The sequence below is a fragment of the Amnibacterium flavum genome (assembly GCF_003097495.1).
In the GTDB taxonomy this organism is placed as follows: Bacteria; Actinomycetota; Actinomycetes; order Actinomycetales; family Microbacteriaceae; genus Naasia; species Naasia flava.
Genome location: NZ_QEOP01000006.1, coordinates 26,330 through 41,178, shown reverse-complemented (window position 1 = coordinate 41,178; position 14,849 = coordinate 26,330). Strand labels below are relative to the sequence as shown.

Genomic DNA, 14,849 nt, shown 5'->3' with positions numbered 1-14,849 from the left:
TTGATCCGATCATAACCTCAGCGCGCTCAAAAACAGAAGAATTGACGCGCTCACACGGCGCGTCGCGGACCCGCGGCAGCGCCTGGACGCTCCCCGTCCCTCCTGGCGCCTACTCCTCCGTGCCCGCCTGGACCTCCGCCGCAGCGTGGTTCGACATCGTGCTCGACGTACTCTCCACCGCCGAGGGTGAAGGGCTGCGACGGGCGGCGAAGGTCGCCCCGGATACTCTGCTGCGCGTTGCGCGGGCCGACCAGTTGGCCGCCGACGTGACCACCGGGCGAGGTGTCGCGACCGCTCACGAGAGCGTCGCGGTCGAGCTGGGCATGTGCAAGCGGACGGTGCAGAGAGCGCGCGCTCTGCTGGAGGCGATGGGCCTCGCAGTGACGATCGTGGAGGGCCGTTACCTGACCGCGAGGGAGCGCGCGGCGGCCCGGGCGTTGCACGGTGGACGCCAGATCAAGGCGGCATCGGTGCGTGCGCTCACGGTGCCGAAACGTCGAGCTGTGGAGAATGTCCATCTACCCCGTAGGGGTGTAGTTAACCTCTCAACCCCCCTTTCAGAGATACCTACTAAGCGCGCGTTCGCGCGACGGTCCGCCGCTTCGCGGCGAGGCTCTGGAAGTGAAAAGAGGTCGAAAGTGGAGCGGGCACCGCACGACGTCGGGGTACAGAAGCTCGCCGCCGGCGTTGTCGCCCGGATGCCGTGGCTGGCACGCGGCGCGCACATCGGCCGGGTCTGCACGGCACTTACCCGGGCCGGAATCGACCCCGCCCGGTGGACGGCGACGAGCCTGATCGAGAAGGTCACCGAGCACGAGAAGCAAGCAGGCGTGAACGCTGCCCACCCGCTGCGGCAGGGGAACCCCCTGGCCTACTTCGTGTGGCGGATTCGCAACGCGATCGTCCCCGAGGACACCACAGCCGTCGAGGTGGCCGCCGCTCGCGCGGCGGAGCTCGCAGCCGAGCGCGCTGAGTGGGCACGGCTCCGAGAGGCCGAACGTGAGCGCATGGCCAAGGTCGACCAGGCCGAGGTGCAACGCATTCTCGAGCAGATGCGTCGCGACTTCCCGAGTCGCCCCAAGGTGCGGCGTCGGACCGTTGGTGGTGCGTCGTGATACGAGAAATATCGTGTGCCGGTCGCACTCTCGCGGATCCGCTGCGGGACGACCGCGACAGCCGGGCCGGCAGCGCCCGAGACGGGCTTGCCGAACGCCCGCTGCGGGTGCTTAGAGTGGAGCGAGATCCCGCGAGGGAGCGCGCGAACCGGCCGCACAGCGGAGCCGGCATCGCCCACCACACGACGTAGAGCAGACGCAGGTAGTACGCCCGCCTATTCACCGAGCGCGAATAGGTAAACGACCCGTTTCGGTTCGTTCTGTCCCTGCCTCCCCCCACCCCCGGGCTGCGCCCGCTTCCCAACCTCAGGCACCCAACAAGTTGTGTGACAGAGGTTGGGAAGTGAAGGGGTGGGGGGAGGCAGGGACAGAGTAAGTACAAAGAGAGATACAAAAAGAAGAAGACAAAAGACTAGTTGGGAAGGTGGTGAAGCTAGGCGGTCGATGTTCGTTCACCGAAGGTCAAGAGGTTGGCGGATTAGGTAGGTTTGTGATCGTCTGAAAGTGTGAGTCTGACTAGTTGTTTGGAGGGTCAGATGCAGCGCACAGAGCGCGACCATGCGATGTTCGAGTGGCTCCGAGTCGTGCGTATGGCTGACATGGATTCACTGCGCTGGGCGCTCGGTGGCCTCTCCGGTGCAGGGGCCCCGGTGAGCCTTCGGAAGGCTCAGCAGTGGGTCCAGCGCTGCGCTGCGGTGGGTTTGGTTGATCGGGCGCGCCCAACGTTTCGGGACGGTTCGATCGTGTGGGCGACCCATGCTGCGATCGGTTTGAGCGCTCCCAACCTCTACCGGCAGACCACGCGACATGAGGTCGCGGTGGCTGCGGTTTCGGCTCGGTACCTCGCCCGCGGTTTCACCTGGCGGCGCGACCGGAAGCCGGCGAACATCCGCACCGACCACCAGGTCGACGGTGTTGCCGTGCGCGGTGATCACGTCGAGCTGGTTGAGGTCGAGCTGACCCCGAAGACCCGGTCGAGGTACAAGCAGATCATGGACAACCACTCGTGGCGGCTGGAGCGCGAGGGGGTGTCTCGGGTGTCGTACTTCTGCACCGCGGACGCTGCGCGGGCCGTGACCGGGCACGCTGACGAGCATCTCTTCCGCACGATACGCGACCGGCTGCAGTCGGTCGAATCGTTCGATGTTCGAGGCAGGTGGATCGCTGATGAGGACGCCCCGTGGGCGTCACTTCCCACCGCTGCCGAGCTGGATGGAGCCCGCCCTAGCGAGTGACGCCGGAGGCGTCACGACCGCAAGAGGCGGGAGAAACGAGATACGAGATGAGTCAGCACCAGGGACAGATGGAGTCCCAGAGCGACCCATTGATGGACGCTGTGGAGCTAGCGTTGAAAGTCGTGTTCGGTGCCCTCGTCGGGCTCGTGCTGTTGCCGTTGCTGCTGCCGTGGGCTGTCGTCGCGATCGTGGGCACCCGCCTTACCGTGCGGACCTCGTTCTGGCTTGTCGGCCGGTGGCGGTGGCTCTACAACACTCTCGGAGCCCTTGCGGTCGCCGCCCTCGTCACCGTTGAGGTGTGGCTTCTGGCCGGGTGGATCGGCCGCGGCGAGGCCGCCGCCTTCTTCGACGGCGGAGTCTCGGTATGGGGCGGTGAGCTCCTGTCGATGTTCGGCTGGTGGCTGCTGGCCAACTTCGCAGCCGGAGGTCTGCTCATACCTCTTGCACTGTCGATCCATCGTCGCCGGGTGGCGACGATGGTGCGCAACCGTCGCGTGTCCGACGTGCTTACCCAGACCAGGATCGAGCAGGCGCGCAAGCGCGCCGCCGACATGGTTTCCGCCCGGCGGATCGGGGTCAACCTCGACCCCCGCACCGGACGGATCACCGGCACCAACGGACGGCCCGTGACCTCCCCGATGACCACCACCGGCGGCGCCCAAGCCTTCGGCTTCGTCAGCCGCGCCACCGTCAAGAACATCGCAGAGCGTTTCTACGACGTGCGGCAGGTTCGGGATTGGGTCGACGAGGCGGGACGCCTCGCCGTACTCCCCCGCTCGTCGTCGAGCGTGCGTGCTCTGCTGATCGCAGAGTCCGGCACCGGTAAGACCGTTCTGCTGAACGGTCTGATCCTCTGCGCGCTGGTCTACAAGTGGCCCATCGTCTTCATCGACGCCAAGGGCGACCCGGCCGACGCCGAAGCCCTGGCGGCCCTGGCGAAAGTGCACGGGCGCACCGCCGATATCAGCGGCGGGTGGGACTTCTTCAACGGCACCGCCGATCAGGTCACCGCCAAGCTGATGCGGCTGATGCCTGCCCCTGACGGGGCGAATCAGCACTACCTCGATGAGATCCGCGGTGTGCTGCAAGCCGTTCAAGACAGCTCCCCGATCCGCGGGGTCGATGACCTCCGCGAACGCCTCACCCGGCCCGCTCAGTACGTGCGGGACCAGTACGACCAACAGATGGTCACCCACCAGGTCGACCGTGACGGCACTACGGCAGGGCAGCGCGCCTTGCAGTCGCTCCTGGTCGCGTTGCGGCCGCTCGAGAAGTTCCTCGCCGCCGACGGGTGGAGCTACGCCCACCCGAAAGCGGACGTGACGATCGTGCCGCTCTCCCCCGTTGACGACGCGCAAGCGCGTCTCGGGGATCTGCTGCTGATGGATCTGCGCAACTACCTCTCGACCCGCCTTGAGCGGCGAGACAAGTCGCCCATGGTCGTCATCGTTGACGAGTTCCCCCAGCTCGTCACCGGAACCAGCGACCCCGGCGACACTGCCGGCAGTCTCTTCGAGACAGCCCGCAGCGCCGGCATGGGCCTCGTGCTGGCCACGCAGAGCCCCGCGGGCCTCTCGAACGACGAAGTGCGGCGTCGACGCGCTCTCTCCAGCGGTGCCGCGCTGATCTTCGGGAGGTCGAAAGACCCCGAAGACGTCGTGAAGTACGCCGGCACCGTCATGCAGATGGAAGCCTCCGGTGCTGCCGCCGGTGATGAGCTGCGCTCCGCCAGAGCTCAGCACACCTACGTCATCCCGCCCCAGGACGTCCGCGAAGCCGCGGACGGCTCCTTCTGGATCGTCCAGGGCGGCGCTATCGCCTCATTCAGGGCATTCCCAAATGCTTCAGTCGACCCAGCACGCACCGCCGCCACCGGCACAACCAGCGATAATCCCCAGCAATCCAGGGACGAGATCTCCGACGCCGACGTAGCCGAGGTGGACCCACATCAGGTTCGATTCAAGCGCTCCAGCTAGTCCTCTCCCCCAGTTCGTCGAGCATCGAGCAGGCGGCGTTCATCGCCTCCCGTACGTGCCTGGTCTCCCGCAGCGGGATAAACGGGCGTGCAGCTGCGCTCGGATCAGCTCTCGCGGCTCGGCGTTAGAGGAGCGTCCGCTCTGCGGAAGACTTGGAGGAGGGCCCAGCCGGCGATGCCGCCGGTGGTGAAGACGTCGGCGACGTTGAAGATCGCGAACCAGTCGACCGCGATGAAGTCGACGACCTTCCCGCTTAGCGGCGTGTCCGAGGCTCGGCTGATGCGGTCCCAGATGTTACCCATACCGCCGCCGGCGGCGAGAGCGAGAAGAGCCGTACCACCCAGTGGAGCGCCGCGGACGGCCCGCACGAACGTCCACACCGTGAGGGCCGTGAGAACGACGATCAGTCCGACTGCCAGGGGAGGTCCCAGCTCTGAGCCCATACCGAAGGCGACGCCGGGGTTGAAGATCAACTCGAGTCGCGCCCCGAGAGCGAGCTCGATCGTGCGCCCGTCGTCCAGCTCCGTGAGTGCCCAGCTCTTCGTGAGCTGATCAAGACCGAACGCGGCCGCGACCAGCGCGGCCACCAAGGCCACTCGGAGTACGGGCCTGCGTGTGGCAGGCATCACAACAGCTCGAGGAGTCGGGGCACAACACCCGACTCGATCAGGATGAACAGACCCAGACCGATGAACACGGCCGGCACGAGCCAGTGCTCGACCCTCTCAAGCAGCTCCGTCACGGTCTTGTTCGTGCCGACGACGCGGGCGACCAGGCACCACACCGCGACGAGGAGGAAGAACACGATGATCGTCACCACCGTGTCCGCGATCGGGCTGGTACGGAACACAGGCGTGTAGAGGGAGATGTTGTCTGCGCCGTTCGCGATTGTGATCCCCGCGACGCCCAGCAGCCCGACCGCGCTGATCGAACTCTCGTCGTCGTCGTCGTCATCGCCCCTGCGGCGCAGGGTGCGGATGAGCCCATACAGACCGATTGCCAACGGGATCAGGCCCAGAAGCCCCACCCACTCGTCAGGGATGATCGTCAGCCCGGCAGCGGCCACGACGCTGATTGCGACGAGAGTCGCGAAACCGAGGTACTGCCCCGCCACGACCTTCCATCCAGGCAGTGAGCCACGGGTGGACGCGAGAAACAGCACCGTCAGCACCACGATGTCATCGATGTTGGTCGCAGCGAACAGCCCGATCGCCGCCGCAATCGTGCCGATCACGGCGCCACCTCCGCGCCGGAGCGGACGTCCGTGGCCCCGTCACGTGCGCTGCGAGCTGCCGCTCCGAACGTGCCGCACAGATCGACCTGGAACCCTGTTGCCTCCAGCAGCGCCTCGGCGGACTCGAGAAGATCGATTAGTTCCGGACGGGCTAGGGAGTAGAACACCTGCCGGCCCTCTGCGCGCCCCACCACCAGGCCGCACTCACGCAGACAGCTCATGTGCTCAGAAGCTGTCGACTGCGCCACACCGAGCTCGGCCACCAGGTCGCTAACCCGAGCCTCGCCCTGCTGAAGGCGCCGCACGATCTGGAGACGCTTCGGGTCGGCCAAGGAGTGGAAGAGGGAGACGGCGGCAGAAGCGCCGTGGACTTGATCAATCGGCATTCACCGATGTTATCGACATTAGTCGATCTCATCCACCCGGACAGGGATCTGCAAGCGAGGCGCCCGAGCGTCATGGTCCACGAGGGAGGGCGATGAGCGGATGCCGACCTTCGGCCGGCGCGGTACTGAGCTGGGCGCATTTTTGCCTGGAAGCCTTCGGCAGCGTACGGGCCTCCGGCGTCCACGCAAGCCGCTGCGCGGCCGGCTCCACCGAGCTTCTCGGCACGCGGTCGCTGCGCTCCCTCACATCGCGCCGACAACCTCTCCTCCTCCGCCCTCTGGGTTGCGCTCCCACCTCCGACCCTGCTCGGCACTACGTGCCTTCCAGGCAAAAAAACGTGGAGGGATGAGAGAAGGAGAGGGTCATCATGGTCCGCAAGGTCGCCACTCAGAAGAGCATCGAGGAACGCCGTGACCAGGCCGAAGCGTTGCAAGCATCCATCGGTGAGCAGGTCGAGCAGCTGCGCCAGTCAGAACAGTGGACAAGGTTTCTGCAGTTCGCGCAGGCATTCCACGCCTACAGCCTTAACAACGTGTTATTGATCCTGAGCCAGAACCCGACCGCGACCCGCGTCGCCGGATTCCGCAAGTGGTTGGAGCTGGGGCGGCAGGTGCGCAAGGGTGAAAAGTCCATCAAGATTTTCGGCTACCGCGAACGGAAAGTTACTGACGAGGACGATCAGAACGAGGCCGTGGACGTGCTCGGAACGGGTGAGCGCGTGGTGCGTTACTTCCCCATCCTGTCGGTGTTCGACCAGTCCCAAACCGACCCCACCGACCCCGAGGCCGGAGACCCGACCCAGCTCGCGCAGCAGCTCCACTGCGAAGACCCCGCGGGCATCCTCGAAGCAGTCACCGACTACCTAACCGGGCAGGGCTGGACCGTGACCCGAGAACACATCTCGGGATCAGCCAACGGCTACACGACCACCGACGGCACCCGCCGAGTCGTTATCGACGCAGCCCTCTCCCCCGCCCAGGCCGCAAAGACCGGGCTGCACGAGGCCGCACACGTCATCCTGCATGCCGCGGAGGACCACGCCGAATACATCGCACACCGAGGCATCAGAGAGACAGAAGCCGAAAGCGTCGCCTATGTCGTGGCCGGAATCCTCGGACTCGACACCACCAGCTACAGCATCGGATACGTCGCCGGATGGAGCCACGGAGAAGCCGACACCATCCGCAGCACCGCCGCCCGCGTTCTGAAAACCGCGCACACCCTCGCGGACGCGATCACCGCCGACGTCGAAGCCAGCGCCGCCTAACTCGGAGGGCCGGACCCGCCCAGGCAGGGTCCGGCCGCGAGGGGGCAAGCCCCCTCGCGCTCGCCCGCCGGAACAGAAACGGACACTGACTTGCGCATCATCCGAACGGCGGCACTAAATAAAGCTAGATAGAAATATAGACAGAAAGAGGTATTGCTAGGCGTCTAGCTAGGTAGACACACGTCTGTCAATACACCAAGAAGCCCCTGACGGCATGCACAGTTGGTCTATGGCTCCTTCAGTTACCGCGATCGGCAACCGCAAAGGCGGCGTCGGCAAGACATCCGTCACCCTCGGTCTCGCAAACGCTCTAACACTGCTCAGCAAGAAGGTGCTGATCATCGACCTCGACCCCCAAGCCGACATCACCGACACCCTCGGAGCAACGGGGGAGTTCAACATCTTCGACGTCCTCTACGCCGGCGAAGCAGGCAGCCTCGGCCAAGCCGTCGTCGGAACCGAATGGGCAGGAGTGAGCGTGGTCCCCGGGACCGGAGATCTCGCCCGAATAGACACCGAAAACCTCGTCGCCGCTGAGATGCGGCTGCGCGCGGCCATCCAAGGCGCTACCGAGCTCGAGCAGTTCGACCACATCCTCATCGACCTGCCGCCAGCCCTCGGCCGCCTCACCCTCAACGGCCTGATGGCCGCAAACGAGGTACTCGTGGTCGCAGAACCCGCCGCCTACTCCGTACGCGGCGTCTCGGAGTTCCTCGAGACCGTGCAGAAAATACAGGCCGCCCCCTACCTGAACCCCGACCTGCGCTTCGGCGGGATCGTCGTCAACAAGGTGAGCAGCCCCGTGACCCAAGAACACGCATTCCAGATCGAACAACTCAAAGAAGCGTTCGGCGACGCAGTGCACGAGCCCTACCTGCCGCTGCGCACCGCAATGCAAGACGCCCAGAGCGCCGGCATCCCCCTCGCGAAGCTCGGAACACGAGGGGCAATGATCCTCACCGAGCGCTTTGTCGAACACGCACGCCGAATCAACGGAGGCCGCTGATGGCAACGATCGAACGCCGCACACTCAAGAAAGCACCCACGATGGACGTGGTCGAAGCATTCACCAAACAATCAGCCACTCCAGCCGAACCCATAGCCCCACCGACACCAGCGGCGACCCCGGTAGAAGCTGCCCCGGTGGAAGCTGCAGTGCAAGAGGCGGCTCCTAGCCGCCAGCGCGTCACCGCCCCGAAAGAGACGACCGAGACCGCCGCCACCGGCGAAGGCCCCGCCCCCATCAGGCGAGGACCCGGGCGCCCCCGAAGCAAGCGACGCATGGAGTCTCTAGCCACCAAGATCGACATCGAACTGCGAGACCAGGTCGATGACTACCTCGCCACCACCGGCGGGACACTCGTCGACCTCATTGACGAAGCGCTCCGAGACCGCCTCGCCAAGAAATAAATACGTCTAGACAGATTCCGTCGTCGCGGAGAACAGAGCGCCCCCAACTGAGGAGATTCCGGGCTCATGCGACAGAGGGACATCGATAGGGGAGCGGCGCGCTCCCTCACTGTCGAGCGTGAAAGACATCCAGTACTCGTCCCCAGCGAAGTCACCCGAGTTATCGGGACCTCGTAACGGAATCAACTCACCCATACCGGCATTCTGACCCTGCCGCCCATCCCGCGCGCCATTCATCCACAAGCCGCCTCGAAACGGTCAGGGCGGCCCCATGTTCGCGAGGCGAACGCCGCAGCAGGAGTGCAGTAGATCTGCGGCGCTCTGGCGCGCTATAGAGGGTTATGACCTGGAGCAGGGAGAGTCCGGCGCGCCCTAGCGTGAGCCAGCACGCTGCACGCTTCTTTGTCCTGTCCGGCTGTCGAGGATACGACGGCTGCGGGCCGGGCCAACGGCTTTCGCGGCATATCCTCCCGACGCTTCGCGCGGTCCGGTATTCCACGACCGTTGCTCCCTCACCCTCTGCTCGTCGTAGTTCCCTCTTGTGCCGGCAGGCAAAGAAAAACGGTTGGTGAAGGGAGAGAGCAATGAGCGTGGTCGTCTATAGCAAGCCCTCGTGCGTGCAGTGCACCGCTACTTATCGAGCCCTCGACAAGGAAGGCATCGAGTACACCGTGGTCGACGTCAGCGTGAACGATGCAGCGCTTGAGTACGTGCAAGACCTCGGCTACATGCAGGCACCCATCGTTGTGGTGAGTGAGCAAGACCACTGGTCCGGATTCCGCCCCGACCAGATCGCCCGCCTCGCGCGAGCATTGAAGGCGACCGAATGAGCATCGACAGGCCCCAGGATCACCCGCTCTATCAAGCAGGGTTCCTCGATGGCGCCGCGTCACGGCAGGCCGAGATCGAGCGGCTCGAAGACGAAGCGGACCGCTACTACGCGGCCGCGTTCAACGACACCCGCCGGCCCCTGACCGCAGCTCTGGCCAGCGCCGCCGACGTCGAGCGGTTCCGGCAGCAACTCCAGCCACCGCCACCGGTGACCCCGGCGCAGGCGCTCGAATCGTGGGGCATCACAGCAGAAACCCCCGCCCCGCAACACAGCAGCACTCATCAAAGGAGATCCATCATGTCCACTCGCACCATCACCGGGAACCTCGCCGCCGACCCCGAAGCCGTCCAGGCCGGCAACATCCAGATCGTCAAACTCCGAGTCATCGAGAACACTGGGGAGTACCGGGGCGGCAAATGGCACAGCCACGACACCCCCACCACCCACTTCGTTGAAGCGAAGTTCGAACTCGGCCAGAACGTGCTCGCATCCCTGCGCAAGGGAGACGCGGTGGTCGTCGTTGGACGTGAGCACACCGTCAGCTGGGGAGAAGAAGGCAACCGGAAGTCCGGTCGCAGCATCGACGCCGACACGATCGCCGCCGACCTCTCCCGCGCCACCGTCACCGTTACCCGCAACGCGCGCCTCGACGCAGATCGACCCGTGTGAGGTCATGTCGACGAATCAGGAAGCCCGGCAGCTTCAACTAGCCGAGCAGCTCGCAGAGGCCGCGCACACCCTCGCGCACTCGATCCGCGATGTTCCGCGTCCCACCGACACCGGCAAAGTGCTCGCAGAACTCGCCGCCGCGCAACGATCCCTCGCCGCCACCTACTCGCAGCTCGTCGCCTGGCACACCGACAATGTCGACGCGGACAGCGTGCCAGAAGGAGCCCACGACCACCTCGTCGTCGCGCAGCTCCACGCCCACGGAGCCGACGGAGCCCTCCGAGCCGCACACGACGTCAACAACCGAGCCAGCTCGGAAGACGCCTCCGGCGGCCGCTCCGACTGATAGCGCCCCACCAGTCGGGCGCGGCGGTTCAAACCTCAACTCGCGCCCGCCGACATTCGAACATATATTCGAACAGGTGGGAGTCAACAAGCGATACGGGAGCGACATCACCTATGCCGCCATCGCTGAATCGGTCCTCCGACCAAAGCCGATATCCCTCAGCTCAACCGAGATCGGAAACGAGATTCGGGACGCCGACCCCAATGCCGTCATCGCCTGGATACCGTTCCGCACCGAAGAGTCGGTGCAGGTCGAGGGCCGCGTGATCGCCTACACCGACCGCGCCTGCCTCGTCGAGTTCACCGAACGCAACGGCTTGACACACCGGGTCTGGGTATGGGCCGGCGCCGTCGAACGTAAACCTTCCCGCGATGCCTGACGCGCAGCGCGGCTGGCACCCCATCCTCACCGCGTTCGAGCCAAAACCGGGGGAGTGGTGGCTGAAAACCCCTAACGGTGACCCCTACGCGATTCTCACGATTCTGCGCCGCGGCGAGGAAGTCGGCTATCGGGCCGTGAGCTACGCGGAGCGACTCGAAGATCGAAGGCATCTCGGCTACTACCGTCGATTGTTCGCCGCAGCCGAAGATGTCCACAATCGCTACGTCCGCGCCACGAGTGCGCCGAAGAGGACGCCCCAGCGACTGTCGCCGCCGCCTACTCTCCCAACGGCGCCGATCGCATAGCCGCGGAAACCCCAGTTCGTGAAGCGGCGCGCGACGCCGTACCCTCCCTCTTGCCCGAGGGTGCAACCTTGCTGTCGTACCAATCGGCAGAACACCCGCAGCAACTATGTACACAATTGACATAGATGATATAGTGTACGTATGGATTCGATGAGTAGTGCCATCAGCACTCGCGAACTGCGCGATCAGCTCTCCGATGTACTCGGCCGCGCAATGTACGCGGGGGAACGAATCGGAGTCACCCGCAATGGGAAGCTCGCCGCCGTCGTGATCAGCGTTGCAGATCTCGAAGCCCTCGAGGAATTCGAAATGGCACAGGATGTCGCCGCCTACCGTGAGGCCACAGCAGCCGACGACGGCTCCCGCGTTTCGCTCACAGAGCTGCGTGCCGACCTCGGTTCGTGACCCACCAGGTTCAGTTCAACTCCGCGGCCGCGCGCCAGATGAAGAAGCTTCCCCGACCGCACCGCGACCGAATCCTCGATGCGATAGAAGATCTCGCTGAGGATCCTCGCCCGCACGGGGCGAAGAAGCTCGTCGGCGAGCAGACCGCATGGCGTATCCGGATCGGTGACTACCGAGTCATCTACGACGTACTCGACTCGGAACTCACCGTTTCCGTCGTCCGAGCCGCCCACCGCCGCGAGATCTACAGCCAATAGCAGAACCACCCCTCGCGAGAGCCACCTCAACACGCGGCCCACCCGTGTCATAGACTTTGCCGCGCATGGCAACCTCACTCGTTGAACGAGGCCCCATGAAAGCGGTCTCAACCCCCAGGTTCCGGGAACATCTCGGAACCATATGGGCGACCCTGCTAGTCGGGTTGGCAGCAATGGGCTTGCTGGCTGCAGCACTAGCCGTTCACTCCACAGGCGGCCACCACGACCACGGCGCCGAAGCGAGCGTCGCCGTTGAAGCCCATGGTCACGCGGCTGAGACAAGCGCCGCCGAAACCGTGCTCAGCGCCGACTGCGCCGACTGCCTTGCCGCCTGCGCATTAGCGGCTCTGGGGTGTGCCCTCGCACTAGTTCTCGTCGTTCGGGCCGCGCTCCGTCGCCCAACCACAGTCATCTCTCGCATCCATCGCGCAGTGCTGTTCTTGGCGTCGAAAGCGCCCCCCATCCCGCTACCTGCCGGACCCTCCCTTCTCACTCTCTGCATCGCTCGTATCTGAGAACAAGCGTTGATTGTCGCCTCCCGGTGACGACTGCTTGTCCCCAGTTCATTGCGCCTGCTCTGTCGCGGGCGCTTCACGAGAAATGCACCCCTTCTGTGAAATCCGTAGCACCTCTTTCATCGAGCTCAGCGGGGACGGTCAGTCGCCGATCCCTTCGTGCCGCCACTAAACGTCGTACCCCGCCGCTCGCATCCCGGCCTGGCGCTCAGAACCAGCGTCCAGTCTCAGTTCTCAAGCGCCTCAAGGGCCCGGCTGTGCTAGTAGCCACCGGCGCACTGATACTCACCTACGCACTACCGGCCATGGCCTACACGGCCGTGTCAACGGAGGGACCTCAGACGGTCTCAGTTGCCGGGGCGCAGCAGCTCCTCGCTGGCTCTTTCGAGGAGCAGGCCATCATCCGCGATTCATACACCGTCGAGAAAGTTCAGGAGCGGGTTCCGGGTGCCTACGCCCAAACAGCGGCGACCTTCATCAACGACTCCTCGTCACCAATCCAATGGCCGTTCCTGATGGGAGTGCCTATCAGCACCGACTTCGGCCCCCGTGTTCCGCCCTGCTCCGGCTGTTCGAGCTTCCACGACGGCATCGACATGAACCCCGGTCGCAACACCCCCATCCAGGCAATAGCCGCCGGAGTGGTGCGGGATGTCTCCTCTTACGACGATGGTGGTTTGGGGGTCTATGCCTCTATCGAGCACGTGATCGATGGGCAAACCATCACTAGCGTGTACGCGCACATGGCGGAAGGGTCTCTGCTGCTCGAGCCCGGCCAGCAAGTCGAGGTGGGCCAGCAGGTGGGCAACGTCGGAAGCACGGGTCAGAGCACCGGACCCCACCTGCATCTCGAGATCCATATCGAAGGCACCGCGGTCGACCCCTACGCATGGCTCACCGAACGAGTCGGCGCGCAATGATGATGGGAGGCTCATCCCGCAGCGGAAATCAACGCCATCGAGCCCTCATCGCGGGGGGAGCGGTCCTCGCCCTGGTTCTCATGGCGCCGATTGTGCAGCCGACCAGTCAAGCAGCCGCGGTTGAGTATCCGAGCTGGAGCGAGGTGGAACAGGCTCGACAGGACGAAGCCGCCAAACAAGCGCAGATCGCCCAGATCGCCGCTCTCATCGCAGACCTCGACCGGCTGGTTGAGGAAGGGCAGCGGCTCCAGGAGCGCCGCGCCGCCGCATACGAGAAGGCACAGGGCGCACTCGACGAAGCCACCTTTGACGCCGGCAGGCTGCAGGCAGAAGCCGACAAGGCAACCGCTGAGGCCAGCGGAGCGAAACAGCAAGCTGGCCGAGTCGCGGCATCGCTCACCCGGTCCGGCGGTACAGATCCCAGCCTGGGACTGATCCTCGACCCCGGGGACGCCGATATGTTCCTCTCTCGGCTCGGATCGTTGACTGATCTGGCGGGCAAAATGGACGCCCTCCAGACAACGGCCTCGACCAAAGCGAGAGCGGCCGGAGCGCTGACCGCCCAAGCGGTAGTGGCGCAAAACGAGCTGAAGAAAATGGCTGAGAAGACCAATGCGGCGCTTGATGAGGCGATCGCCGCGAACGAAGCTCTCGAGGCGAGTCGGCAGGAGCAACAGAACAACCGCGCTCAACTCGACGCCCAGCTTGCGGTTCTGAACGAAAACCGCCAGGCCACCGAGGCCGACTATGAGAAGGGGCGACAAGCCGAAGAGGCAGCACGAGCGGTGGCCGCTCCCTCGCCGAGCGATCGGGGACAGCTCAATGACCAAGGCTGGTCCCTGCCCGTCTCCGGATGGATCAGCGATGTCTTCGGACCCCGCCCTGTCCGACCCGCCGCCGGCGTTGGCGCCTTCCACTACGGAACCGACATAGCCGCCGGCTGCGGCGTGACCGTCTATGCCGCCTCGGCAGGCACCGTCGACTACGCCGGATGGCTCGGCACCTACGGTAACTGGGTTCTCATCGACCACGGCAGCGGAGTCCAGACCGGATACGCCCACAACAGCGAACTCCTCGTCAACCGAGGCGACCGTGTCGAGGCAGGCCAACCCGTCGCCCTGGTCGGTAGCACGGGCGCATCCAGCGGCTGCCACCTCCACTTCGAAACCCGCGTCGACGGTGCCCGCATCGACCCGCAACCCTTCATGTCCGGGCGCGGCGTCACTCTCTAGCCCAACTGGCTCCTCTTGCGGAATACGCGCGCTAGACGTACGTTTATACCCCTGCGGGGTATGGGTATAAGGAGTTCATGTGAACGGGTACGTCGACCACAAAGACGAGATGCTCAAGCGGCTACGCCGAGCAGAGGGCCAGGTGCGGGGAATCCAAGGGATGGTCGAAAAGGACGTCTACTGCATCGACATCCTCACTCAGGTCTCGGCCGTCACGAAGGCGCTGGAAACCGTTGCGCTGGCACTCCTGGATGACCACCTCAGCCACTGCGTCGCCGAGGCCACCCAGCAAGGCGGAGCCGTCGCAGAAGAGAAGGTGCGCGAAGCAAGCGCAGCAATTGCCCGCCTGGTCCGTTCTTAATC

Annotated in this window: 19 protein-coding genes; 16 read left to right on the top strand and 3 right to left on the bottom strand. The window is 64.9% G+C overall.

Features of this window, described 5'->3' with window-relative positions; translation table 11 throughout:
• The first annotated feature begins 158 nt into the window (after positions 1–158).
• The 3 genes from DDQ50_RS17105 to DDQ50_RS16770 all read left to right on the top strand — a co-directional run bounded on the left by DDQ50_RS17105 (position 159) and on the right by DDQ50_RS16770 (position 4,326).
• Positions 159–1,115 carry a hypothetical protein gene (locus DDQ50_RS17105; protein WP_133246009.1) on the top strand — a complete coding sequence of 319 codons (957 nt, stop codon included), beginning with the start codon at positions 159–161 and terminating at the stop codon, positions 1,113–1,115.
• A 743-nt stretch (positions 1,116–1,858) separates the two neighbouring features.
• Positions 1,859–2,350, top strand: a complete 492-nt coding sequence (locus DDQ50_RS16775) for a hypothetical protein (RefSeq protein ID WP_133246008.1) — start codon at positions 1,859–1,861, stop codon at positions 2,348–2,350.
• Between the two features lie 122 nt (positions 2,351–2,472).
• Positions 2,473–4,326 (top strand): type IV secretory system conjugative DNA transfer family protein, encoded by a 1,854-nt coding sequence (locus DDQ50_RS16770; RefSeq protein ID WP_116757945.1) that lies wholly within the window; start codon positions 2,473–2,475, stop codon positions 4,324–4,326.
• A gap of 104 nt (positions 4,327–4,430) precedes the next feature.
• On the opposite strand, the gene DDQ50_RS16765 is transcribed toward DDQ50_RS16770, so the two are convergent.
• From DDQ50_RS16765 to DDQ50_RS16755, 3 genes are read right to left on the bottom strand one after another with little or no spacing between them, the layout of a single operon-like run.
• The gene (locus DDQ50_RS16765) at positions 4,431–4,913 is read right to left on the bottom strand and encodes a signal peptidase II (RefSeq protein WP_165829876.1); all 483 of its coding nucleotides are present in this window, start codon (positions 4,911–4,913) and stop codon (positions 4,431–4,433) included.
• A 38-nt stretch (positions 4,914–4,951) separates the two neighbouring features.
• Complete coding sequence (locus DDQ50_RS16760; RefSeq protein WP_116757943.1) at positions 4,952–5,560, bottom strand: cadmium resistance transporter; 609 nt, start codon at positions 5,558–5,560, stop codon at positions 4,952–4,954.
• Positions 5,557–5,946: an ArsR/SmtB family transcription factor gene (locus DDQ50_RS16755; RefSeq protein WP_116757942.1), complete on the bottom strand. Its 390-nt coding sequence runs from the start codon at positions 5,944–5,946 to the stop codon at positions 5,557–5,559. The genes DDQ50_RS16760 and DDQ50_RS16755 overlap by 4 nt, the downstream gene beginning before the upstream one ends.
• Before the next feature lie 368 nt (positions 5,947–6,314).
• Between DDQ50_RS16755 and DDQ50_RS16750 the strand changes: the two genes are divergently transcribed.
• From DDQ50_RS16750 to DDQ50_RS16700, 13 genes are all read left to right on the top strand, one after another.
• A complete protein-coding gene (locus tag DDQ50_RS16750) occupies positions 6,315–7,214 on the top strand; it encodes an ArdC-like ssDNA-binding domain-containing protein (RefSeq protein WP_116757941.1) in 900 nt (299 codons plus the stop codon).
• A 229-nt stretch (positions 7,215–7,443) separates the two neighbouring features.
• Complete coding sequence (locus DDQ50_RS16745; protein WP_116757940.1) at positions 7,444–8,220, top strand: ParA family protein; 777 nt, start codon at positions 7,444–7,446, stop codon at positions 8,218–8,220.
• Positions 8,220–8,624 (top strand): hypothetical protein, encoded by a 405-nt coding sequence (locus DDQ50_RS17100; protein ID WP_133246007.1) that lies wholly within the window; start codon positions 8,220–8,222, stop codon positions 8,622–8,624. The genes DDQ50_RS16745 and DDQ50_RS17100 overlap by 1 nt, the downstream gene beginning before the upstream one ends.
• 584 nt (positions 8,625–9,208) lie before the next feature.
• Positions 9,209–9,454: a glutaredoxin-like protein NrdH gene (gene nrdH, locus DDQ50_RS16740; protein WP_116757939.1), complete on the top strand. Its 246-nt coding sequence runs from the start codon at positions 9,209–9,211 to the stop codon at positions 9,452–9,454.
• A complete protein-coding gene (locus DDQ50_RS16735) occupies positions 9,451–10,125 on the top strand; it encodes a single-stranded DNA-binding protein (protein WP_116757938.1) in 675 nt (224 codons plus the stop codon). The genes nrdH and DDQ50_RS16735 overlap by 4 nt, the downstream gene beginning before the upstream one ends.
• Before the next feature lie 4 nt (positions 10,126–10,129).
• Positions 10,130–10,471: a hypothetical protein gene (locus DDQ50_RS16730; RefSeq protein ID WP_116757937.1), complete on the top strand. Its 342-nt coding sequence runs from the start codon at positions 10,130–10,132 to the stop codon at positions 10,469–10,471.
• A 76-nt stretch (positions 10,472–10,547) separates the two neighbouring features.
• Positions 10,548–10,850 carry a hypothetical protein gene (locus DDQ50_RS16725; protein WP_116757936.1) on the top strand — a complete coding sequence of 101 codons (303 nt, stop codon included), beginning with the start codon at positions 10,548–10,550 and terminating at the stop codon, positions 10,848–10,850.
• The gene (locus tag DDQ50_RS17095; protein ID WP_133246006.1) at positions 10,843–11,157 is read left to right on the top strand and encodes a hypothetical protein; all 315 of its coding nucleotides are present in this window, start codon (positions 10,843–10,845) and stop codon (positions 11,155–11,157) included. The genes DDQ50_RS16725 and DDQ50_RS17095 overlap by 8 nt, the downstream gene beginning before the upstream one ends.
• Positions 11,158–11,298: 141 nt before the next feature.
• A complete protein-coding gene (locus DDQ50_RS16720; RefSeq protein WP_116757935.1) occupies positions 11,299–11,562 on the top strand; it encodes a type II toxin-antitoxin system prevent-host-death family antitoxin in 264 nt (87 codons plus the stop codon).
• Positions 11,559–11,819 (top strand): type II toxin-antitoxin system RelE family toxin, encoded by a 261-nt coding sequence (locus tag DDQ50_RS16715; protein WP_116757934.1) that lies wholly within the window; start codon positions 11,559–11,561, stop codon positions 11,817–11,819. The genes DDQ50_RS16720 and DDQ50_RS16715 overlap by 4 nt, the downstream gene beginning before the upstream one ends.
• A gap of 820 nt (positions 11,820–12,639) precedes the next feature.
• Positions 12,640–13,254 (top strand): M23 family metallopeptidase, encoded by a 615-nt coding sequence (locus DDQ50_RS16710; RefSeq protein WP_116757933.1) that lies wholly within the window; start codon positions 12,640–12,642, stop codon positions 13,252–13,254.
• 92 nt (positions 13,255–13,346) lie between these two features.
• Complete coding sequence (locus DDQ50_RS16705) at positions 13,347–14,486, top strand: M23 family metallopeptidase (RefSeq protein WP_165829875.1); 1,140 nt, start codon at positions 13,347–13,349, stop codon at positions 14,484–14,486.
• A 79-nt stretch (positions 14,487–14,565) separates the two neighbouring features.
• The gene (locus tag DDQ50_RS16700) at positions 14,566–14,847 is read left to right on the top strand and encodes a metal-sensitive transcriptional regulator (protein ID WP_116757931.1); all 282 of its coding nucleotides are present in this window, start codon (positions 14,566–14,568) and stop codon (positions 14,845–14,847) included.
• Positions 14,848–14,849: the final 2 nt, after the last annotated feature.